This is a genomic window from Natrinema salifodinae (genome assembly GCF_900110455.1).
Lineage (GTDB): Archaea > Halobacteriota > Halobacteria > Halobacteriales > Natrialbaceae > Natrinema > Natrinema salifodinae.
In genome coordinates this window covers 405453-427012 of record NZ_FOIS01000004.1, presented here as the reverse complement: position 1 = coordinate 427012, position 21560 = coordinate 405453, and the positions used below count along the sequence as shown (strand labels likewise).

At 63.0% G+C, this 21560-nt stretch carries 18 protein-coding genes and 2 pseudogenes; 3 read left to right on the top strand and 17 right to left on the bottom strand.

What is annotated here, in order from left to right; all coding sequences use genetic code 11:
* Positions 1-734: 734 nt before the first annotated feature.
* Positions 735-908: a hypothetical protein gene (locus BMY29_RS21215; RefSeq protein ID WP_173424903.1), complete on the bottom strand. Its 174-nt coding sequence runs from the start codon at positions 906-908 to the stop codon at positions 735-737.
* A gap of 406 nt (positions 909-1314) precedes the next feature.
* On the opposite strand from BMY29_RS21215, the gene BMY29_RS16430 reads away from it, so the two are divergent.
* The gene (locus tag BMY29_RS16430; protein WP_049990063.1) at positions 1315-4833 is read left to right on the top strand and encodes an LAGLIDADG family homing endonuclease; all 3519 of its coding nucleotides are present in this window, start codon (positions 1315-1317) and stop codon (positions 4831-4833) included.
* Between the two features lie 52 nt (positions 4834-4885).
* Here the strand turns inward: BMY29_RS16430 and BMY29_RS16425 are convergent.
* A pseudogene (locus BMY29_RS16425) lies at positions 4886-5611 on the bottom strand (transcription initiation factor IIB); the annotation flags it as partial.
* 115 nt (positions 5612-5726) lie between these two features.
* Here BMY29_RS16425 and BMY29_RS16420 point away from each other — a divergent pair.
* Entirely contained in the window at positions 5727-6830 is a 1104-nt protein-coding gene (locus tag BMY29_RS16420) for a tyrosine-type recombinase/integrase (RefSeq protein ID WP_081985453.1), read from the top strand.
* 14 nt (positions 6831-6844) lie between these two features.
* Here BMY29_RS16420 and BMY29_RS20710 read toward each other — a convergent pair whose 3' ends face one another.
* The 6 genes and pseudogenes from BMY29_RS20710 to BMY29_RS16395 form a co-directional block, all read right to left on the bottom strand.
* Positions 6845-7498: a hypothetical protein gene (locus BMY29_RS20710; protein ID WP_143067727.1), complete on the bottom strand. Its 654-nt coding sequence runs from the start codon at positions 7496-7498 to the stop codon at positions 6845-6847.
* Between the two features lie 924 nt (positions 7499-8422).
* Positions 8423-8623, bottom strand: a pseudogene (locus tag BMY29_RS16415) (TFIIB-type zinc ribbon-containing protein); the annotation flags it as partial.
* Between the two features lie 101 nt (positions 8624-8724).
* Positions 8725-9075: a hypothetical protein gene (locus tag BMY29_RS21475; RefSeq protein ID WP_049990060.1), complete on the bottom strand. Its 351-nt coding sequence runs from the start codon at positions 9073-9075 to the stop codon at positions 8725-8727.
* A gap of 106 nt (positions 9076-9181) precedes the next feature.
* Entirely contained in the window at positions 9182-10447 is a 1266-nt protein-coding gene (thrC, locus tag BMY29_RS16405) for a threonine synthase (protein WP_049990059.1), read from the bottom strand.
* Between the two features lie 73 nt (positions 10448-10520).
* A complete protein-coding gene (locus BMY29_RS16400) occupies positions 10521-10904 on the bottom strand; it encodes a helix-turn-helix domain-containing protein (RefSeq protein WP_049990058.1) in 384 nt (127 codons plus the stop codon).
* Between the two features lie 47 nt (positions 10905-10951).
* The gene (locus BMY29_RS16395; RefSeq protein WP_049990057.1) at positions 10952-11209 is read right to left on the bottom strand and encodes a DUF8001 family protein; all 258 of its coding nucleotides are present in this window, start codon (positions 11207-11209) and stop codon (positions 10952-10954) included.
* 173 nt (positions 11210-11382) lie between these two features.
* Between BMY29_RS16395 and BMY29_RS16390 the strand changes: the two genes are divergently transcribed.
* Positions 11383-11850, top strand: coding sequence for a hypothetical protein (locus BMY29_RS16390; protein ID WP_049990056.1), 468 nt, complete (start codon positions 11383-11385; stop codon positions 11848-11850).
* Positions 11851-12043: 193 nt separating this feature from the next.
* Here BMY29_RS16390 and argF read toward each other — a convergent pair whose 3' ends face one another.
* From argF to BMY29_RS16345, 9 genes are all read right to left on the bottom strand, one after another.
* Positions 12044-12964 (bottom strand): ornithine carbamoyltransferase, encoded by a 921-nt coding sequence (gene argF, locus BMY29_RS16385; protein ID WP_049990055.1) that lies wholly within the window; start codon positions 12962-12964, stop codon positions 12044-12046.
* A 76-nt stretch (positions 12965-13040) separates the two neighbouring features.
* Positions 13041-14153, bottom strand: coding sequence for a [LysW]-lysine hydrolase (locus tag BMY29_RS16380; protein WP_173424902.1), 1113 nt, complete (start codon positions 14151-14153; stop codon positions 13041-13043).
* Positions 14150-15304: an aspartate aminotransferase family protein gene (locus BMY29_RS16375; RefSeq protein ID WP_049990054.1), complete on the bottom strand. Its 1155-nt coding sequence runs from the start codon at positions 15302-15304 to the stop codon at positions 14150-14152. Before BMY29_RS16375 ends, BMY29_RS16380 begins: the two co-directional genes overlap by 4 nt.
* A complete protein-coding gene (locus BMY29_RS16370; protein ID WP_049990053.1) occupies positions 15301-16176 on the bottom strand; it encodes an acetylglutamate/acetylaminoadipate kinase in 876 nt (291 codons plus the stop codon). Before BMY29_RS16370 ends, BMY29_RS16375 begins: the two co-directional genes overlap by 4 nt.
* Complete coding sequence (gene argC, locus BMY29_RS16365; RefSeq protein ID WP_049990052.1) at positions 16176-17252, bottom strand: N-acetyl-gamma-glutamyl-phosphate reductase; 1077 nt, start codon at positions 17250-17252, stop codon at positions 16176-16178. Before argC ends, BMY29_RS16370 begins: the two co-directional genes overlap by 1 nt.
* Positions 17252-18127 carry a lysine biosynthesis protein LysX gene (gene lysX / locus BMY29_RS16360; RefSeq protein WP_049990051.1) on the bottom strand — a complete coding sequence of 292 codons (876 nt, stop codon included), beginning with the start codon at positions 18125-18127 and terminating at the stop codon, positions 17252-17254. Before lysX ends, argC begins: the two co-directional genes overlap by 1 nt.
* Before the next feature lie 97 nt (positions 18128-18224).
* Positions 18225-18389, bottom strand: coding sequence for a lysine biosynthesis protein LysW (gene lysW / locus BMY29_RS16355; protein ID WP_007110216.1), 165 nt, complete (start codon positions 18387-18389; stop codon positions 18225-18227).
* Positions 18390-18625: 236 nt separating this feature from the next.
* Positions 18626-20200: an argininosuccinate lyase gene (gene argH, locus BMY29_RS16350; protein ID WP_049990050.1), complete on the bottom strand. Its 1575-nt coding sequence runs from the start codon at positions 20198-20200 to the stop codon at positions 18626-18628.
* Positions 20201-20202: 2 nt separating this feature from the next.
* A complete protein-coding gene (locus BMY29_RS16345; protein WP_049990049.1) occupies positions 20203-21453 on the bottom strand; it encodes an argininosuccinate synthase in 1251 nt (416 codons plus the stop codon).
* Between the last annotated feature and the right edge of the window lie 107 nt (positions 21454-21560).

The following is a 21560-nucleotide window of genomic DNA, read 5'->3' as shown; positions in this document are numbered from 1 at the left end:
TAATCCTGAACGTCACAGCGCTCGGGTGACCGCGGGAGCGATCGTCTTCTGCCGGGGATGCAAAGAATCGGGGTGGCCGCACTGGTTGCGAGCGGAACCGGTTACGGAAGCGGTTGGAAGTCCGTCGAGCCACAGGAGCAGGACTCGACTCCGATCGGACGGATCCGTCCGTCCGAGAGCACTCGCGCCGCATACGCCGATCCGCAGCGTTCACAGACGGCCATCATGCGGTTATGGTCGTCCAGGGCAATCACCCCGGTCATAAAACGCGACCTAGCAGCATCAACCCCTGTTAGAAATTCCGTGTACCTCATTGACGGGTGTAAGTCGTCAGTTATTGAATCTTCTATCCGATACTAATTGCGAACGGGGCGACCGCCGACGGCTACGAAAGCGGTATCGTGAATTGGGCTGCCCCGTCAAAGCCGTCGCTCGTGAACAGGGACTCGAGCATAGCGACTCCGATCGCGACGTAACCAGGCGATATCGATTCAACGTACTCGACGTACGTTGTCATAGGTCGTCAACAATCGTGGCGGAAGCGACGAAAAGTGGCTGTCGAGGATCGAGGGAGTGGCAGCTCTGACTGAGGCAATCGATGGCTCGCCCATCGGACCGGGACGGAATCGCAGGGATCGATCAGACGTTTGCCTGGCGGCTCGGTCCACCGTCGGATCCTCGCTGCAAGCGCCTCGGCGGCCGGATCAAACCGTACCCGAGATATCAGGTGGCGCTTACGGCGTCGGGGCGGGTTGTTCGAGTTGCGTGAACGATCCGTCGCCGCAGACGCAGTCTTCGCTCGTTCCGAGGGGACGGACGGTGCCGTCCTGTGCGACTTCGGCGACTAAGATGACCTGACAGTTGGTACAGCGGACCGCGGCTCGCGTCCGTTCGGCTGTGTTCGTCATGGATACATTCGAAGACTCCCCAGAGGTATCACTCCGCTGCCAATGTATCGGGGTAGTCTGCCACGAATCTGGAGCGTACGCCCTCGAAACGCCCGGCTCGGGCGGCGAGGGGGATCATCAGCTGATGGATACTCGTGGATCGATACGCCGGCCGCAAACTACCAGTTCGGTGGCTGATCAATCACCGAACGATACAGCGAGTGACCTGTCTTCGTCGAGCGAGCGCTCAGTAATGGATCCCGTCCGCTGGTCGGGACGCGCTGGCCGTCTCGACCGTCTTCGATTCCTCTCTCGACGTGCGCTCGCACGGACGCGGACTCGCCTCGATCGAGTCGGCCGCGTTCCTCGTTCAGTTTCGGCCCGCTTTGCGACCATTTATACACGATGGCGGCCCTAGACGGTTGCAATGGCGCAAGCGGGCAATTCGGAACTCGTCGACTCTTTCGAGCAGTTCTTCCGCAACTACTACGACAACGACATCAAGCAGCTTGCGCAGCGGTATCCCAACGAGCAGCGGTCGCTGCACGTCGACTGGCAGGACCTCTACCGGTTCGATCCCGACCTCGCGGACGATCTCATCAACCAACCCGAACAGCTCCAGCGCTACGCCGAGGAGGCGCTGCGGCTCTACGACCTCCCGATCGACGTCAGCCTCGGCCAGGCGCACGTCCGCGTCCACAACCTCCCCGAGACGGAGTCGCCCGAGATCCGCGAAATCCGGGCCCGAGACATGAACTCCCTCGTCCAGGTGCACGGCATCGTCCGCAAGGCGACCGACGTCCGCCCGAAGATCGAGGAGGCCGCCTTCGAGTGCCAGCTCTGTGGCACCCTCACCCGCGTCCCCCAGTCCAGCGGCGACTTTCAGGAACCCCACGAGTGCCAGGGCTGTGAACGCCAGGGCCCTTTCCGCGTCAACTTCGATCAGTCCGAGTTCGTCGACGCCCAGAAACTCCGCATTCAGGAGAGCCCCGAAGGGCTCCGCGGCGGGGAGACGCCCCAGTCGCTTGACGTCCACGTCGAAGACGACATCACCGGCGAGGTGACGCCTGGCGACCACGTCTCCGCGACCGGCGTCTTGCGGCTCGAACAGCAGACCGACGGGCAGGAGAAGTCGCCCGTGTTCGATTTCTACATGGAGGGCATGTCGGTCGACATCGAGGAAGAGCAGTTCGAGGACATGAACATCACCGACGAGGACAAAGAGGAGATCGTCCGGCTCTCCTCCAGCGAGGACATCTACGAGAAGATGATCGGATCCGTCGCGCCCTCCATCTACGGCTACGAGCAGGAGAAACTCGCGATGATCCTCCAGTTGTTCTCGGGGGTCACGAAGCAACTCCCCGACGGCTCGCGAATTCGCGGCGACCTGCACATGCTCCTGATCGGGGACCCCGGTACCGGTAAATGCGTCCGCGGCGATACAAAGGTCACACTCGCGGACGGGCGAACGGTCCCGATCCGGGAACTCGTCGAGTCGAATCTCACGGATCCGAAACCGATCGACGACGGCTGGTGGGACGAGGTCGATCTCGCAGTGCCGTCTCTGCAAGATGACGGATCGATCGCTGCACAGCAGGCAACGAAGGTCTGGAAACGCGAAGCACCCGACCGGATGTATCGGATTCGGACCTCGAGCGGACGGGAACTCGAGGTGACGCCGTCGCATCCATTATTCGTCCAACAGGGCGGGAAGTGTACACCGACTGCGGCAGATAACCTCGCCGAGGGACAGTTCGTCGCTGCACCTCGAAGCTATACAACAGAGGGAAATGATGTCCTCGACGTTGATGTCCGAAGATCCAAGTCCCGAAACGCAGTACAGCTTGATCTACCGGACGAGTGGACGCCGTCGTTAGCACGGGTAATCGGATACATCATTGCAGAAGGGTACGTAGAGCAGCGAGACGACAACACCGGCTTTGTTTCGATTACGAATAACGATAGAGACGTTCTCATCGATGCAACGAACGCTCTCGAGGAACTGGGTCTCAATACGACGGAACGGGATCCTCACGAGGGCAAAGAAGCCCGTGAACTACTCTGTTCGACAGGTGAGTTCGTAAGCTTCCTCGAAGAACTCGAGCCGTGTATCCTTCAGCCATCCGACGAACAATGTGTTCCGGATGACATTTTCGAAGCCACTGACTCGACGAGGTCGGCGTTCCTCAAAGCGTTCATCGAAGGAGAAGGCCACGTTTCAGCGTCGCAGCGGGAGATAACCGTCGCTTCGATGAGCCATGAACTGCTCAAAAACATTAGAACGCTACTGCTCTCTGTCGGAATCCAGTCGCAACTTCACGAACGAAATACCGGTAGTTATCGGCTCAGAATAAGCGGCAGCGAATTCGAGAAGTATGTCACGCAGATCGGGTTCGTAACACAGCGAAAACAACAAGCTGCCGAACAATATGCTGATACAGAAGGAAATACCAATCTCGATATCGTTCCCGCTATCGGGTCGGTGCTTCGGCAGATTCGGGAGTCGCTATCGCTCACACAGGCTGACTGTGGACTCCCACGGTCGACGTATCAACACTACGAGCGAGGGTCGAGAAATCCGAGTCGAGAAAACCTCCAGAACGTCGTTGCAGCATTCAAAAATGCACTGGCAACTGAGGATAGTCAGAGCGACGAAGGCATTTTAGCCGACGGTGGATCCGTAAAAACGAGCATTGCCGCTCTCGAGCAACTTGTCGAAGGTGACGTTTGCTGGGAACACATCGAATCAATCGAAACAGTCGAACCCGACTACGACTGGGTGTACGACCTCGAGATTGAGGGAACGCACAACTACATCTCGAACGGCGTCATCTCGCACAACTCCCAGATGCTGGGATACATCCAGAACATCGCCCCCCGTTCGGTCTATACCTCCGGTAAGGGTAGCAGTTCGGCCGGTCTCACCGCCGCCGCCGTCCGCGATGACTTCGGCGACGGCCAGCAGTGGACCCTCGAAGCCGGCGCGCTCGTCCTCGCCGATCAGGGGATCGCTGCGGTCGACGAGCTAGACAAAATGCGTTCGGAGGACAGGAGCGCCATGCACGAGGCCTTAGAACAGCAGAAGATCTCGGTCTCCAAGGCCGGCATCAACGCGACCCTCAAGTCCCGCTGTTCGCTGCTGGGCGCGGCAAACCCCAAGTACGGCCGCTTCGATCAGTACGAGCCCATCGGCGAGCAGATCGACCTCGAACCGGCGCTCATCTCGCGGTTCGACCTCATCTTCACGGTCACCGACCAACCCGACGAGGAGAAAGACCGCAATCTCGCGGAACACATCCTCACCACCAACTACGCGGGCGAGCTGACCACTCAGCGCGAGAAAATGACGTCCCTCGAGGTCAGCGCCGACGAGATCGACGAGATGACCGATCAGGTCGACCCCAAAATCGACGCGGAACTCCTGCGCAAGTACATCGCCTACGCTAAACAGAACTGCCACCCCCGAATGACCGAGGCGGCCCGCGAGACGATCCGAGACTTCTACGTCGACCTGCGATCGAGGGGGACCGACGAAGACGCCGCCGTTCCCGTCACCGCACGGAAACTCGAGGCGCTGGTTCGCCTGGCGGAGGCCAGCGCCCGCGTTCGACTCTCGGATACGGTCGAACAGCGTGACGCCGAGCAGTCCGTCGAGATCGTTCGCTCCTGTCTGCAGGACATCGGTGTCGACCCCGAAACCGGCGAGTTCGACGCAGACATCGTCGAGGCCGGGACCTCGAAGTCCCAGCGCGATCGGATCAAGAACCTCAAACAGCTCATCAGCGACATCGAGGAGGAGTACGACGACGGCGCGCCGGTCGACATCGTCCTCGAACGGGCCGAGGAGGTCGGCATGGACCAGTCTAAGGCCGAACACGAGATCGATAAACTCAAACAGAAAGGCGAGGTCTACGAGCCGAGTACGGACACGCTCCGGACGACGTGATCGGCGTCAGAACGCAATTCACCGAACCGGTCGCTCGAACCTGAATCTGATTCTAGAGCTCTTCGATGGCCGTAACGGTCGACCGAATCGTCACCGCCGCCACGTCGGCGACCTCGGCCGCCCTGGTCTGGGTTACCGTCGGCCACTCTTCGCGTTCGCCGGCGGCCTTGTAGAGACAGGCTGCGGCGACGCCACTCGGGTTGCGACCGCCGATTTTGCCCGCCTCGAGTAGCGCAGTGACGTGTTCGCGGGCGCGGCGTTCGACGTCGGTTCCGACCTCGAGTTGCGACGCGTACCGCGGCAGATACTGCGTCGGCTCGATCGGTCCCGTCGGGAGGCCGAGATCGCGGTTCAAGGCGTCGTAGGCGACGCCGAGTTCGTCGCCGTCGGCGCGTGCGATGTCGGCGATTTCGTCGACCGTTCGAGCGATCGACCGCGTTCGACAGATCGCGTAGATCGCGGCGGCGGCGAACCCTTCGAGCGATCGGCCCTGAAAGAGGCCTTCGGACTGGGCGGACTCGAAGAGCGCGCAGGCCTGGTCCCTGACGTCGTCGGGCAGCGAGAGCAACGCGGTGACGCGTCTGATCTCGGCGAATCCGTACACCTGATTTCGCTCCGCTTTCGAGGAGATCCGCGCGCGGTTGTGTTCGCGGCGTAGACGCGCGATCTGTCGCCGCTTCCGCCCGGTTAGTCGCGCCTGGTATCCCGCATCGGCGCCGGAGCCGTAACCGATCTCCGTCGAGAGTCCCCGATCGTGTCGCGAGCGGGTCAGCGGCGAACAGATACAGTATACAGGAAAATATTGCCACACCTGGTAACAAAATGGTAAGTAAACGGTATGTATCTGGTAAGTTAGTTTATTTAATAATCAGAACGTAAACTAACTTGTAGCAATGTCGGCCACAGGGATTCCCCACCCCGCAAAAGAAGAAGCCGCGAATCAACGCGTCGCACGGGCTTTGCAGGAGCCAACAATGCGAGACACGGACCTGCAACCCTTGACACCCGAAGATGCGAAGGAACGATACCTACGATCACTTGAGGATGACAAAGCCGATAGTACTATCCAAGCCCGAGAATACAAACTTCGACATTTTATTCGCTGGTGTAACAATAACGGTGTTGATAATCTGAATACCCTGAATGGAAGGGATATTGAGGATTACAAACATTGGAGAAAAAAGGACGGTGATCTGAATAAGACAACTTTGCGAAGTCAGATGTCTATCATTAGGCAATTCCTGGAATATTGTGGACGAATTGACGGTGTACACCCTCATCTTTATGAACAGGTGATCTTGCCTTCTCTCGAAAAAGGAGAAAATAGAAGTGAGGTAACCATTGACGCTGATCGTGCAGAAGAAATTATTAATTTTATGAATAAGTTTGAGTATGCCACTAGGGACCATGTGGTAATATTGATTCTCTGGAAAACAGGGGTTCGCACAGGGAGCCTTCGCGCTCTTGATCTAGATGACTACCATGAACGAAAGGCAGCTCTCGAATTGAGTCACCGACCTGAGACAGATACCCCTCTGAAAAACAAAGAAGATGGAGAGCGGATGATTGCCTTAAAAGAAGAAGAAATGGAAGTGTTAGATGACTATATCAAACACAACCGTAAGGACGTGACTGATGAATACGGACGTGAACCTCTGATAACTACAACCAATGGACGTATTGGGAAGGTCACAGTACGACGAACCACCTATCGATACACACGCCCTTGCGTTGTAACAGGGGGATGTCCGCATAATAAAGATCCAGAGAACTGTGAAGCAGCAACAAACTATGATAAGGCCTCACAGTGCCCTGATAGCGTAAGCGCTCATCCCTTCCGTCGCGGGGCAATCACCCACCATCTAAACAACGACTTCCCCAAGCCACTGGTAAGTGATCGGATGAACGTCTCTATTGATGTAATTGATGAGCATTACGACGCGGAAGATGAGGAAGGAAAGATGGAACGGCGTAGAGGATATCTTGACAATATCTAAGGAATAAGACTTACTTAGGGTATATTTTTGTTCTCTGTCTGATTTTCAGTAGCATGTTTTATAGTTCTCTCAATAATAAGGAGGATAACCAATATTGGCACAAATACAGCTGGGTTGTTGTTCGCATATGAAGTAACTTCTGACACAATATCGAGTGAAAGGACAAAAGGTAGGAGGTATTCTATAAACGCCATGAGAAAGATCCCCGAAGGAGCAATTCCTTTACCAAAGATCTCCATGAGCTTCTTAATCCGTTTGTGATTAGCAACAATACCACGCTGGTAAGCTAAAACAATACCAAATGTAATTCCAGCTAAGGCAAAACTTAGAGGGGAAAGCTCAGTAACAGTTAATGAAGCAAACCAAAGAACAGCAAAAGCACCAATATATGCAGAGGTAAGGTTATCTGAATCTGTTGTAAATGCTAACCCAAGATAATGACCAGATGATACACTAATAAATAATGTAACGAATATTGGGGAATAATACTCCTGAAATATCGAACTCTCTGTCTTCCCACCAATCTCTACTCCTATAGCCAGGAGAGAAAGCATTAAAATTGCACCAGCGACAAACGACCAAAGATCAATATCACGTTGTACCTTCTGTAAGAGATTAGATGGTATCTCTAGTGTACGCTGGCTAGAATTGACTATATCTTTATTCATGTTATGAGAATAGTATTCGACATTGAAGTAAATGTCGGATAAAGCAACCGATCAAACTGAGTGTTAATCCACCTCCCTCTGCTCCCAAATATGGGGCCCATCACGGTTCTAATCTTGATGGGGACCGAGTTTCCGTGTAAACTCGTTCGTTCAACCAGAGGGTTTTGCCGCTAAAACGCCTCAATCGTCAGCCGTCTTAGACACTACATCAGAAGATAACTGCCAATTATCATTTGAGGCCGATATATGGGCCTCAGATCGATTCCTAGCGAAAAGTAGGGGGGTAGGATGGTTCAATCAAAATATCGCTTAGAACGGCACTCAGGGCCTAGTGGTGATGCTGGTAAAGAGACAACTTGACTGATGATTATTGAGCAAACTATGCATAGTGTTACGGAAATTTTATTAAAAACCCATCACTATCGACACTCATGGTCAAAACACGATCGTGCAATCTGTACCGTTGTAAGGACTGCCATGTTGTTGTTGGGCAAAAATCCAGTAGAGTTTCCAGTCCAAGACAGGACTGTCCAGCCTGCGGTAACTCAAAGTGGGAAGAAGTTGTCGTAGCGTAGTTGCAAATTGCAGCAACGGGCAGCCGTACACGCGCCCGTGATCCCGGCCCATTATACTGATACTCTTCTATGTAACAGGAGCATGGAACACATTACGCTCATAGGAATTTCATTATAGTATTACTCCGCCCCATGTTTCGCGTACGTACGCGCAAGGCAAGGCCGTGTCCTGAATTAAGCCCAAACGTTAGCAGCAGCCAGAACATTTTTGTCTAGGGATATTCATTTGATGACTGCAAAGTCCATGATGGCGTATCCCCGCGGTCATACCGTGAACGGATACACTTCGCAATCACCCTAGTTGCGAGGGGAACCGCAAGACGGGGCGGGGATAATCGATTCACCAGTGGTCACTGATTGATGGAATAAGCGGCGCGCCGGTCCGTCGCCGGTCGGTGTCCTCGTCCTCGAACGATCGCCATTCGGGGCCGCGATCGATCGCGTCTTCGGCGGAGACGAGCCCGCATTCCTCACAGATCATTTCGGTACCCTCCCTCCGTAATCTGCCGTCGCACTCCGGGCAGACCATAGGCGTTTTGGTCTTTGCCATTGGTTATTCCGTGTCTAAATATCCGGTTGCCGCGCGCTGATATTTAAAATGTTGGAAATGCTGAAGAAACGGGGCGGCGAGGGGACGGAAGCCGAGACCGGTCAGCGTGCGAGCAATCGCGTTAACAGCGACTGCGAGTCCGATACCGAGTCGGCGTCCGTCGACTCGGATTCGTCTACTCGATCGGCGAGGAGTCGTTCGTACTGATCGATGATCGCCTGGCGGCGCTTCTCGCTCGTTTCGACGGCTCGTTCGAGCGCGGCGACTTGCATGCGGAGTTGCGTTCGTTCGATTCGATAGGAAAGCGGTAGTTCCCGGGGATTCGAGACGCTGGTCTGTCGGCGTGTCTGGCGGTCCTGTGCGGTCGATTCGACGGGGTTGGTCGGGGGAACGGGTCGAGTCCGATCGCCGGCGGAAACGGGAGCGTCGGGACCTCGTTGCTCGGCGGACATACCTCGATACTGGTTACCACACCCAGCCGGAAAAAGGTCAGTCAGTCGGGCGTCAGACGCGACCGACGCCGGTCGCGCCCGTGCGGTTCAGGTCGATTCGGTCCGCTCACTCTTGCAGGTGTTCGAGCACGCCTTCCGTGTCGGCCGGAACGGGCTCGGGATCGCTGCCGGCGGCGGCCGCGGCGTCGGGGTCCTTGAGCAGGTGGCCCGTCGTCAGGCAGGCGACGCGCTCGTCGTCGTCGACGATGCCCTCGGCGCGGAGCTTCCGTAGACCGGCGACGGAGGCGGCGGAAGCGGGTTCGACTCCGATCCCCTCGCTCGCCAGGTCGCGCTGGGCTTCGGTGATCTCCTCGTCGGAGACCGCGACGGCGGTGCCGTCGGTCTCGCGGATGCCGGGCAGGGCCTTTGGCGCGTTGACCGGATTGCCGATCCGGATCGCGGTCGCACGGGTTTCCACGTCGTCCCAGCGCCGGACCTCGTCGGCGCCGTTCTCGATTGCTTCGACCATCGGGGCCGCGCCCTCCGCCTGGACGCCGGTCAGCTTCGGCACGTCGGCCTCGTCGAGCGCGCCCGCCTGGACGAGTTCGCGGAAGGCCTTGTACAGCGCCGACGTGTTGCCGGCGTTGCCAACCGGCAGGACGATCCGATCCGGCACGGTATCGTAGTCCGCGAGGAAGCCCTCGAGGATCTCGAGGCCGATCGTCTTCTGGCCCTCGAGGCGGAACGGGTTCAGCGAGTTCAGCAGGTAGGCCTCGCCGCCGGCCGCGAGTTCCTGGACGATGTCGAGGCAGGCGTCGAAGTTGCCGTCGACCTCGAGGATGCGCGCGCCGTGGAGGCTCGCCTGGGCGATCTTGCCGGCGGCGACCTTCCCCGCGGGGAGGAGCACGAGTGTCTCCATCCCGCCGCGGGAGCCGTAGGCGGCCAGCGCGGCGCTGGTGTTGCCCGTCGAGGCGCAGGCCAGGCGGTCGACGCCGAGTTCCTTCGCGACCTTGACGCCGACGGTCATGCCGCGGTCCTTGAACGAGCCGGTTGGGTTCATCCCCTCGTGTTTGATCCGCAAGGCCTCGACGCCGATCTCGTCCTCGAGCCGGGGGACCTCGTACAGCGGCGTCGCGCCCTCCTGAACCGAGACGCCGGAGTCGAACGGCAGGGCGTCGGCGTAGCGCCAGACGCCCTGGCCGTTGCCCTCGAAGTCGTCGAACGTCGGCAGGTCGGCGTACCGGACCTCGAGTAGGCTGTCGCACTCGTCGCAGGTGTAGCGGACGTCGTCGAAGGGTGCGAACGTCGCGCCGCAGTCGATGCACTCGAGCCAGGCGCCGTCGTCGGCGTCGGCCGGCGCTTCCGGCTGATCAGCGGAGAGGCTGAGACTCATTGTCGGTCGAGAGGGTGGCGAGTGGGAAAAAGTGAGTGGATTCGGCAGTCGGCCGTGCGAGGCGGAGGACGGGTCACCGCTCCGTGCCGTCGAACTCGTCGATCACGTCGTGGACGGTCGCCGTCCAGGCGTCCAGAGCCTCGTGGAGCAACTCCTTGGCCGCCGGGAGTTCGAGGGCAGTGTACTGATAGACGTAGCCGCCGCCGTCCAGCAGGCGTCGGTCTCGGCGGACGAGTCCGCGATCGCGTAGCGTCGACAGCGAACGGGTGACCGTGCTCCGGTCGCGGTCGAGCGCCGCGGCCAGTTCCTCGATCGTACTGCCCGGCCGCTCGCAGAGCCCGAGATACGCGCGCGTCTCGTGGTCTTCGATCCCGAATACGCAGCTCATCACCTCCTCGAACGCCGGATTCGATGCTTCCATCAGTTCCCCGAGACGGTGTTGAGGGGAGTCAGCCATAGCCGTCCTATGAACGGCGAGCGACAAACGCTCGTCGTCTCGCGGGGTCACTCGCCGCCGCCGTCGCCGTCGGATCCCCCGTACCCCATCTTCCGGATACAGGTCCGCATTTCGGCTTCGCTCTCGTGGCGATGGAGCCGCGTCGGCGTGTCGCAGTAGTAGACCGAGCCGTCGTAGCGCAACGTCACCTCGTGTTCGTCATCGAGGTTCGTCGTCGTCACCACGATCCACCGACCGTCCTCGATCGCGTCGATGATCTCGTCGGCCGTGCGGTCGCCGGCTTTGATCCGTAGCGGGTCGCCCATCGCTCGACACTGCACGGACCGCTCTAAAGAGGCTTTGCCTCGTCACCGACGTCGGCGACCGCGATCGGTCCGAGTATCCGGGCCGCTGCGGTCCCGTAAAACCGCTGATCGGCTATGCGTACTCGTCGCACGACCGCGATACTGATACACACACCCACAGCCTAGTCAGTGACATGAGTCAACGAACAGCAACCCCAACCGAGGAACGAACTGGAACTGCGCTCGAACCCTGGCAGGCCGGAACCGTCGGCGGCATCGTCGGCGCCGTCGTCTTCGGGGCGATGATGGCGATGCAGACGCCCGACGTGCTCGAGGCCGCGATCCCGGCCATGTACGGCCTCGAGGGCGGGCTCGCGGGAATGATCATCCACGTCTCCCACGGGGCCGTCCTCGGCGTCGTCTTCGCGGCGCTGCTGGTCGCGGCGGGCCGACCCAACCTCGCTGTGGGACCGGCCGTCGCCGCCGGCCTCGTCTACGGCATCGCCGTCTGGGCGGTCCTCGCCGTCGTCGTCATGCCGCTCTGGCTCTCGGCGGTCGGGTTCGCGATGGCGCCCGCCGTCCCGAACGTCGCCATCGAGAGCCTGATCGGCCACGCCGCGTACGGCCTGGTGCTGGGCGCGGCGTACGCGGCGCTCGAGTAGGCAGCCGGACGAGCGGTTCGAAAACGGTGAGACGAAAGCGTCGATTGCTCACTCGAGCAGCCAGCTCAACAGCGCCTTCTGGGCGTGGAGCCGGTTCTACAACCCACCTTTTTTCGTTCGGGTTCGTTCCACTCACCTCTCACGGAAAAAAACTGGACCAAAAAACGCCCGCTCGTTTCACTCGCGGTCGACGCTATTCCAGTAACCAACTCAACAGCGCCTTCTGGGCGTGGAGCCGGTTTTCGGCCTGGTCGAAGACGATCGAGCGGTCGCCCTCGATGACGTCGTCGGTGATCTCCTCGCCGCGGTGGGCCGGCAGACAGTGCATCACCGAGGCGTCGGGGGCGTGGTCGAGGAGGTCCGAGCAGACCTGGAACCCCTCGAAGTCGTTCATCCGGACGTCGCGCTCGTCCTCCTGTCCCATGGAGATCCAGACGTCCGTGTAGATGACGTCGGCGTCGGTGGCCGCCTCGACGGGGTCGGTCGTGACCGTCGGATCGCCGCCGAGGTCCCTGGAGCGCTCGAGGACATCCTCATCGACCTCGTATCCGTCGGGCGTCGCGATCGTCAGATCGAGGTCGGTCAGCGCGGCGCCGAGCGCGAACGACTGGGCGACGTTGTTGCCGTCGCCGATCCAGGCCGCCGAGACGCCCTCGAACCCGCCCTCGTGCTCGCGGATCGTCAACAGGTCCGCGAGCGTCTGGCAGGGGTGGGCGTCGTCGGTGAGGCCGTTGACGACCGGCACGTCGGCGTACTCCGCGAGCACCTCGATGTTCTCGTGTTTGAACACGCGGGCCATCACGGCGTCGACGTACCGCGAGAGCGTCCGCGAGGTGTCCTTCAGCGGCTCGCCGCGGCCCAGCTGGATGTCGTCTTCGCCCAGGAAGACGGCGTGACCGCCCAGCTGGGTCATCCCCGTCTCGAAGGAGACGCGGGTCCGCGTGCTCGGCTTCTGGAAGATCATCCCGAGCGTCTGCCCGTCTAAGTCGGCGTGGTCCTCGCCCGCCTGCTGGGCTCGCTTGTACTCGCTGGCCCGCTCGAGGATCGCGGAGAGTTCGTCGCGCGACACGTCGTCGATATCGAGGAAGTGCGTCGGATCGGAATCGGTCGTCATGGCTGATCACCGCATACGGATAGTCGTGCTGTCGTTGCCGCCGGTTCGTGATCCAGAGCCGTCGCCGTCACCGCCGTCATTCGTCATCGCCTCCGCGGAGCTCCGTCGCGACCCGCTCTAGGACGGCGATCGATTGCTCGTACTCCGGCAGCGAGAGCCGCTCGTCGGGCGCGTGGTCCAGCGCCGAGTTGCCGGGCCCGTAGGTTACCATCGGACAGTCCCAGGCGGCGGCGTAGAGGTTCATGTCGCTGGTGCCGGTCTTCCGGAGGAGGCGGGGGTCGCCGCCCTCCTTCCGGATCGCCGCCCGGAACGCCCTGGCGACCTCCGTCCGCGGGCTCTCCATCACCGGCGGGATCGGCTCGTCCCACGAGACGGTGCCGACCTCGAGCTCTGCCTCGGCGGCCTCGCGGACCGTCTCGGCGTCCAGCGACGGCGGGATCCGCAACTGGACGTCGAGGGTCGTCTCCACGGAGAGGCCGTCCTCGCTGGGGCCGCCGTCGATGTCGACCGGCTTGGCGGTCACGCGCTCGAAGACGGGCGTGTACTCGTCCTGCTCGAACGCCGACTCGACGCCGGTCCACCAGGCGATCCCGTGTTGGATCGCGTTGGGTTCGGGCCGGGAGGTGTGGCCGGATTCGCTGGTCGCGACGTAGGTGCCGGCGAGAAAGCCCCGGTAGCCGAGCGTGATGCCCGTCGCGCCGCTGGGCTCGCCGTTGACGACGGCGTCGGGTTCGGCTTCGCGGTCGGCCACGAGGTGGCGCGCGCCCGCCGAACTCGTCTCCTCGCGGACGACGCCGACGAAGGAGACGCCGGTCCGGACGGCCGCGACGGCCATCGCGGCCAGCGGGCCGGTCGCGTCGACGCTGCCCCGGCCCCAGAGGATTTCGTCGCCCGCTTCGGCGACGTCGTCGGCCTCGTCCTCGGCGTCCGCGGTGTCGACCTCGACCGGGATCTGTCCGGGGACGGTGTCGATATGGGACGTGAGCAACGCGGCGTCGTCGGCCGGCGCGCGGACGTTGCCGACCTCGTCGATGCAAGCCTCGCGGCCGTGGGCGTCGAAGAACTCGACGACCCGCTCGGCGGCTTCCGCTTCCTCGCCGGAGGGCGAGGGGATCGAGACGAGGTCGATCAGCAGCTCGCGGGCCGCCTCGAGCGATACGTCGGCCGGGTCGGTCACGCTCGCGTTCATGAGTTGGCCTCGGCCTCGGGTGCGATGACCGCCGTTAGCGCGTCTATGAGTCGATCCGCTTCGTCCTCATCGATCACGAGCGGCGGCAGCAGACGCAGCACGGTTCGGCCCGCGGGCAGCGCCAGGATCTGGTGGTTCATCGCCAGGTCGCGGGCGACGCGGTTCGCCCCCCGTTTCAACTCGATGCCGACGAGCAGGCCCTCGCCGCGGACCTCGCGGACCGCGTCACCCAGCGCCGCCTCGAGCTTGGTCACGAGGTAGTCGCCGATTTCGGCGGCGTGGGCGGGCCATTCCTCCTCGACCAGCGTCGAGACGGTCGCGTGGACCGCCGCGGCGACGACGGGGCCGCCGCTGAACGTGGCGTTGTGCGAGGCCGCGCCGTCGGCGATCCAGTCTTGCACCGCGACCGCGCCGACGGGCAGCCCGTTGCCCAGCCCCTTCGCCGTCGTGAGCACGTCGGGCGTGACGCCCGCGTTCTGGCAGGCCCACATCGAACCGGTGCGGCCCATGCCGGTCTGGACCTCGTCCAAGACGAGGGCCGCGCCGGCCTCCTCGGTCAGTTCGCGGGCGGTCTCGAGGTAGCCCGCCGGCGGGACGTTGATCCCGCCCTCACCCTGGATCGGCTCGAGGATCACAGCCGCGGTCTCGTCGTCCACGGCGGCCGCGAGTTCCTCGCCGTCGCCGTAGGGGACGAACTCCACGTCGCCGGCCAGGGGTTCGTAGGGCTTCTTGTACTTATCCTTCCAGGTGGCTGCGAGCGCCCCCATCGTCCGCCCGTGGAACGAGCGAGTCGCCGCGACGATCTTGGACTCGCCGGTCGCAGACCGGGCGAACTTCAGCGCAGCCTCGTTGGCCTCGGTGCCGGAGTTACAGAACCAGGCGGACTCGAGTCCGTCCGGCGTCGACGCGACGAACGAGGCGTAGGCGTTCTCACGTGCCTCGACGGGATAGGATGAGTCGACGAACGTCAGGTCGCCGACCTGCTCCTGTACCGCATCGACGACTGCAGGATGGGAGTGTCCCAGCGGCGTACACGCGAAACTCGCGCCGGCGTCTATGTACTCCGTGTCGTCGGCGGTGTAGAGGAACGGTCCCTCGCCGCGCTCGATGCCGATGGGCTTGCTCCCGGAGACGAAATCGAGGTCGCTCATTCTGCGGCCTCCGTTTCCGCTTCGTTGTCTTCGTTCTCGTCCGCGAGCACGCCTGGCTCGAGCGTCGTGCCCTCACCCGCGAGCGCGCTCGTGATCGGCGCGTCGGCGTTGGCGGTCGCGACGGTGACCGAGGCGGCGCCGCCTTCGAGGGCCTCCTCGGCGGCCATGACTTTCTTCGTCATGAACCCTTCCGCGGCGTCCTTGACCGACTCGAACTCCGCGGGGGTCGACGCCGACTCGATCTTCGTCGACTCGTCGTCGGGGTCCTCGTAGATCCCCGAGACGTCCGTGAGGACGACCAGGTCGGCCCCGAGCGCGCCGGCAATCGCGGCGGCCGCGCGGTCGGCGTCGGCGTTGACCGCCGTGTAGCCGCCCTCCTTCTCCCTCCCGAGCACCGGGACGGAGACGACGGGCGTGTACCCGCCCGCGAGGACGGTCTCGAGCAGGTCGGCGTTGACAGACTCGATCGTGCCCGAGTGGTCGCCGCGCTTGATCTTCTTCTTGCCGTCCTCTTTCACGCGGACGGCGGACTTGCGCTTGCCCTCGAGGAGCTTGCCGTCCGTGCCGGAGAGGCCGACGGCGTCGACGCCCTCGTTGTGCAAGCTCTCCACCAGATCGGTGTTGAGCTTGCCGGGCATGACCATCTTGAAGACGTCCATCGTGCGCTCGTCGGTGAAGCGACCGACGACGCCGCCAGGCGTCTCGACGTAGGTCGGCTCTTCGCCGAGCGCTTCGAGGGTCTCGTCGACGGCGGTCGAGCCGCCGTGGGTGAGTACGACGTCCTCGCCGTCCTCGACCAAACTCGCGACGTCCGCGAGCGCGCCCTCGGGGTCGACGGCGCGAGCGCCGCCGATTTTCACTACGACCGTCATTACGGCGCCCCCACGGGGTGGAGCCCCGTAAACTCGAGTCCGGCCGTCTCCTCTAACCCCAGCGCGATGTTCGCGGCGTGGACCGCCTGGCCGGCCGAGCCCTTCATCATGTTGTCGATCGCCGAGAAGACGACGACGCGCTTGTTCGAGGGGTCGAGTTCGAAGCCGACCTCGGCCAGGTTGGTTCCGGCGACCGCCTTTGGTTCGGGGTAGCGGTAGACGCCGGAGCCGCCGGCGGCCATCCGGACGAACGGCTCGTCCTCGTAGCAGCCGCGATAGGCCTGCCACAGGTCGCCCTTCGAGACGGGCGAACTCGGGAAGACGTGGTTCGTCGCGCTGGCGCCGCGGACCATGTCCACGGCGTGGCAAGTGAACGAGACGCTGGTATCGAGGAACTGCTCGATCTCGGCCTCGTGGCGGTGGCCAGTCGGCGCGTACGGGCGCACCACGCCCGAGCGCTCGGGGTGGCTCGAGGCCTCGCCGCCACCGGCACCGCCTTCGGAGGAGCCGACCTTCACGTCGACGACGATCTGCTCACTGCCGTTGAGGATGTCGTGCTCGAAGAGGGGGTACAGGCCGAGGATCGTCGCGGTGGCGTTACAGCCGCCGCCGGCGATCAGTTCCGCGCCCGCGAGGTTCTCGCGGTTGATCTCGGGGAGCGCGTACTCGGCCGTTTCGAGGTACTCCGGTGCCTCGTGGCCGTCGTACCACTCGTCGTACTGCTCCTCGCTCTCGAGGCGGAAGTCGGCCGAGAGGTCGACAACGGTGTCGGCGTGGTCGAAGAACTCGTCGACCTGACCCATCGAGACGCCGTGGGGCGTCGCGGCGAAGAGCACGTCGACGCTCTCCAGATCGTCGGGTTCGGTAAAGCGTAGGTCCGACCCCCGAAGCGGCGGGTGAACGGAGCCGACGCTCTTGCCGGCCTTCGAGCGGCTGGTGACCTCCGCGATCTCGAAGTTCGGGTGGCCCGCGAGCAGGCGCAGGAGTTCGCCGCCCGTGAATCCGGAGCCGCCGATGACGCTTGCGGTGACCGTTTCCGCGTTCTCGTCGGCGCCGGTCTCGGTGCCGACCGCCATCAGGCGGTCACCTCCAGCTCCGGATCGGCGGCCTGCGCTTTCTCCTCGAGCCAGTCGACGACGGTGCCGGCGACGTCGGTCTCGACGGCGCCGTCGAGCGCCTTGAACTCGACCGTGTGGTTGACCTCGTGGACGGTGTAGGAGTCGCCGGTTTCCATGAGGTCGACGCCCAGCAGCCCACCGCCGACGGCGTCGCTGGCCTTCTGCACCAGCTCTTTTGCCTCGGCGTCGAGCTCGAAGACGTCCGTCTCCGCGCCCTTGGCGGCGTTTGTGATCCAGTGGTCCGACGAGCGGACCATCGCTGCGATCGGCTCGCCGTCGGTCGCGAGCACGCGGATGTCGCGTCCCGGCTTCTCGACGAACTCCTGAACGTAGAACACCTTGTGCTCGTAGTGGCCGAGCGTCGCCTTGTGCTCCAAGATGGCCTCCGCGGCCGACTTCGAGTCGATCTTGGCCATCAGCCGTCCCCACGATCCCACGACGGGTTTGAGGACACAGGGGTAGCCGAACTCCTCGATGGCCGCCATCGCCGTCTCCTTCGTGAAGGCGACCTTCGTGTTCGGCGTGGGCACGCCGGCTTCCTCGAGCGCCAGGCTGTTCTTTACCTTGTCCGCGCAGATGTCGGCCGTCTCGTGGCTGTTGACCACGGGGATCCCGTACGCCTCCAGGAACTGGGTGGCGTACAGGCTCCGGCTCGTGGCGAGACAGCGGTCGACGACGATGTCGAGGTCGTCGAACTCCGCGGGCGTGTCGCCGATGTCGAAGGTCTGCTTCCGAACGTCGATCTTCGTCACCTCGTGATCGCGCTCGCGAAGCTCGTTGAGCAGGAGCTTCTCGTCCTTGCGAATCCGTGAATAGAGTATGCCTACGTTCACGCGAGCCACCTCCGTGCGAGAGTGGGTGCGAGAGACCCGCTACGAGTCTCTCGAGCCGTGTGTGCAGGACGGGCCAGTGTCGCGACCGCCTGCAAGGTCACTCACCCCAGTCCTCTTCGAGCTCGGGGGCCCGCTCGAGGACTGGCGGCTCGGTGTCGACGACCTCCAGCTCGGCGCCGCAGGTCGTACAGTCGATGATCTCTCCGACTTCCAGATCGTCGTGCAGGGACACTTCAGCCCCGCACTCGACGCATTCGGTCATTGTACCTGCTACTCGGTACCGATCACCCTTAAACCCTTCGAACTTAACAGCAAAATTATACTTCCATACTTCCCGCTAACGGTGCATTGAGGGCGTTATTCGCCAGATCCTGTCTGACATATCATGGTGCCGGTATTTCGTCCCCTCGCGGGGATCGTCGGCGTCGGAACGGGCGGCCGCGGCGACCGGTATCGGGATACGGCTCCGTCTCCATCTCCGCCGGCTGCGGCGCGGTCTCAGACATAGCCGTTCACCTCCGAGCGGAGCGCCTGGCGCGCGCTCTCGATCGCGTCGGCCGTCTCCGCGAGCGCGTCCCGGTCGGCCGCGAGCGCCTCGTCGGCTGCTGCGAGCTGGTCGGCCACCGCCTCGGGGGCGGGGCCGCCCTGCGAGTCGCGGCTCGCGACGCTTTCGGCGGGATCGAGCGCGTCGTCGACGGCCGCGGGGTCGACGTAGGCCTCGAGCGGCTCGCCGAGGACCTCCTCGGCAGCGGCCTCCAGCGCGTCGTAGTCCGCGCCGTTGTCGGCCGCGATCGCGACGAGTTCGTGGGCCGTCCGGAACGGCAACCCGTTGGCCGCGAGCAGGTCCGCGACGCCGGTCGCCGTCGAGAAACCCTCGCCGGCCTCGGCCGCGAGGTCGTCCTCGTTCCAGTCGGCCGTCGCAACCGCGCCCGCCGCGACCTCGCTCGCCTCCGTCACTGCATCGACGGTCTCCCAGGCGTGGGTCGTCGCCCGCTGGAGGTCGCGATTGTACGCGCGCGGCAGTCCCTTCAGCGTCGTCGTTAGCCCCTGAACGCCGCCGGCCGCGTCGCCCGCGACCGCGCGGACGAGTTCCAGCGTGTCCGGATTCTTCTTCTGGGGCATGATCGACGACGTCGAGGAGTAGTCGTCCGCCAGGTCGACGAAGCCGCGGTTCGCGAAGATGATCACGTCCTCCGCCAGGCCCGACAGCGTCGTCGCGTGCGTCGACAGCGCCTGGGTGGTCTCGAGCAGGAAGTCCCGGCTCGAAGAGGCGTCCATCGAGTTCTCGACGACAACGGCGGAGCGCTGCTCAGCCGAGCTCCCCCTCGCGCTGCTCGCGGGACCGCCGTCGAAGCCCAGCAGTTCGGCGGTGCGCTCGCGGTCGACGTCGAAGGTCGTGCCCGCGAAGGCAGCGGCGCCGAGTGGCGATTGGTTGACGCGGCCGTAGGCGTCGAACAGCCGCTCGGTGTCGCGGCGGACGGCCCCCTCGTAGGCCAGCGCCCAGTGGGCGACGGTGGTCGGCTGGGCCGGCTGGAGGTGGGTGTAGCCGGGCATGAGCGTCTCGTCGTGGGCCTCGGCGACGTCGACGAGCGACTCGCGCAGCGCGAGGGTCGTCTCGATCGCGTCGAGGACGTCCGCGCGCAGCCGGTAGCGGATGCAGGCCGCGACCTCGTCGTTACGCGAGCGCGCAGTGTGCATCTTCCCGCCGTCGGCGCCGATGCGCTCGATGACGGCCGTTTCGATGGCCTCGTGAACGTCCTCGCCGTCCGGCAGGGAGCCGTGGCCGTCGACCTCGATGGCGTCTAACGCCGTGAGTATCTGGCCCGCGACGTCGGCCTCGATGATCCCCTGCTCGGCGAGCATGACCGCGTGTGCACGGTCGACCTCGAGATCGGCCTCGAAGATCCGCTCGTCGGCCGAAAGCGAGGAGAGGAAGCTCCGGGCGGGGCCGCCGCTGAACCGGTCTCGGCGCACGACGCTGTCATCGCTGCCGCCGTCGGTCGCGACTCTCGGTCCGGACTCGGTCTCGGCATCGGTCTCGGCCTCGCCGTCGTGAGCGCTCTCCTCGGTCATACTTACTCGTCCGCCTCTTCGCCGCTCCCGTCGGTCGCGAGCTCGGCCGCTTCCTCGTCGCCGTCACCGTCGGCGTTCGCGGCGATCGCCTCGTTCGCCAGGCGGCGCTGGAAGCCGTGGTACTTCGCGACGCCGGTGGCGTCCTCCTGTTTGATCTTGCCGACGGTCTCGGTGTCGAAGGAGGCGTGCTCGGCGGAGTAGGCCGCGTACTCGCTGTCGCGAGCGACCGGACGCGCCTGGCCGCCCTCGAAGCGGATCGTGACGGTGCCGGTCACGCGCTGTTGGGTCTCCTCGATGAAGCCCTCGAGCGCGCCGACGAGCGGCGCGTCGATCAGGCCCTCGTAACCCTTCTGGGACCACTGCTGGTCGATCTGCTGTTTGAACTGGCGCTCCTCCTGGGTGAGGACGAGCCCTTCGAGGGCCTCGTGGGCGGAGAGCAGCGTCGTCGCGCCGGGGTGCTCGTAGTTCTCGCGGACCTTCAGGCCGAGCATGCGGTCTTCCATCATGTCGGTCCGGCCGACGCCGTAGCTGCCGGCGAGCTCGTTGAGGGACTCGATAAGCTCGACGGGCTCGTACTCCTCGCCGTCGACGGCGACGGGGTAGCCGTTCTCGAAGGTAATCTCGATCTCTTCGGTCTCGCCGGTCGGGTCGCTGGTCCAGTCGTAGATCTCGGTCGACGGAACGTGGTTCGGGTCCTCGAGGTCGTCGCCCTCGACGGAGCGGCTCCAGAGGTTCGTGTCGATCGACCAGTCGCCGCCGCTGCCGCCCTCGACGGGCAGGTCCTTCTCGTCGGCGTACTCCTGCTCCCACTCGCGGGTGAGCCCGAGTTCGCGCACGGGGGCGATCACTTCGAGGTCGGAGTCGCGCCAGACGGCCTCGAAGCGCAACTGGTCGTTGCCCTTGCCCGTACAGCCGTGGGCGATGCCCTCACAGTCCTGTTCCTCGGCGACCTCGAGGATCGCCTGAGCGATCACGGGCCGGGCGAGCGCCGTCCCCAGCGGGTAGCCCTGGTAGGTCGCGTTCGCGCGAACGCTTTCGAGACAGAGATCGGCGAACTCCGCTTTCGCGTCGACGACGTAGTGCTCCAGATCGAGGGCCTCGGCGGTCTCCTCGGCTTCCTCGAACTCCGATTCAGGCTGACCGACGTCGACCGTGACGCCGATTACGTCGTCGTATCCATACTCCTCTTCGAGCAGCGGGACGCAGACAGTCGTGTCCAGGCCGCCCGAGAACGCAAGTGCCACGCGGGTCATGTCGTACTCGTGTGAAACCCTACGAGGGACTTAAGATCATCGGTTTAGATTGAGAAATTAAACGGTAGAGCGGCTGCTAGCCGGAAAAACGCTGGTTACTGGATCGT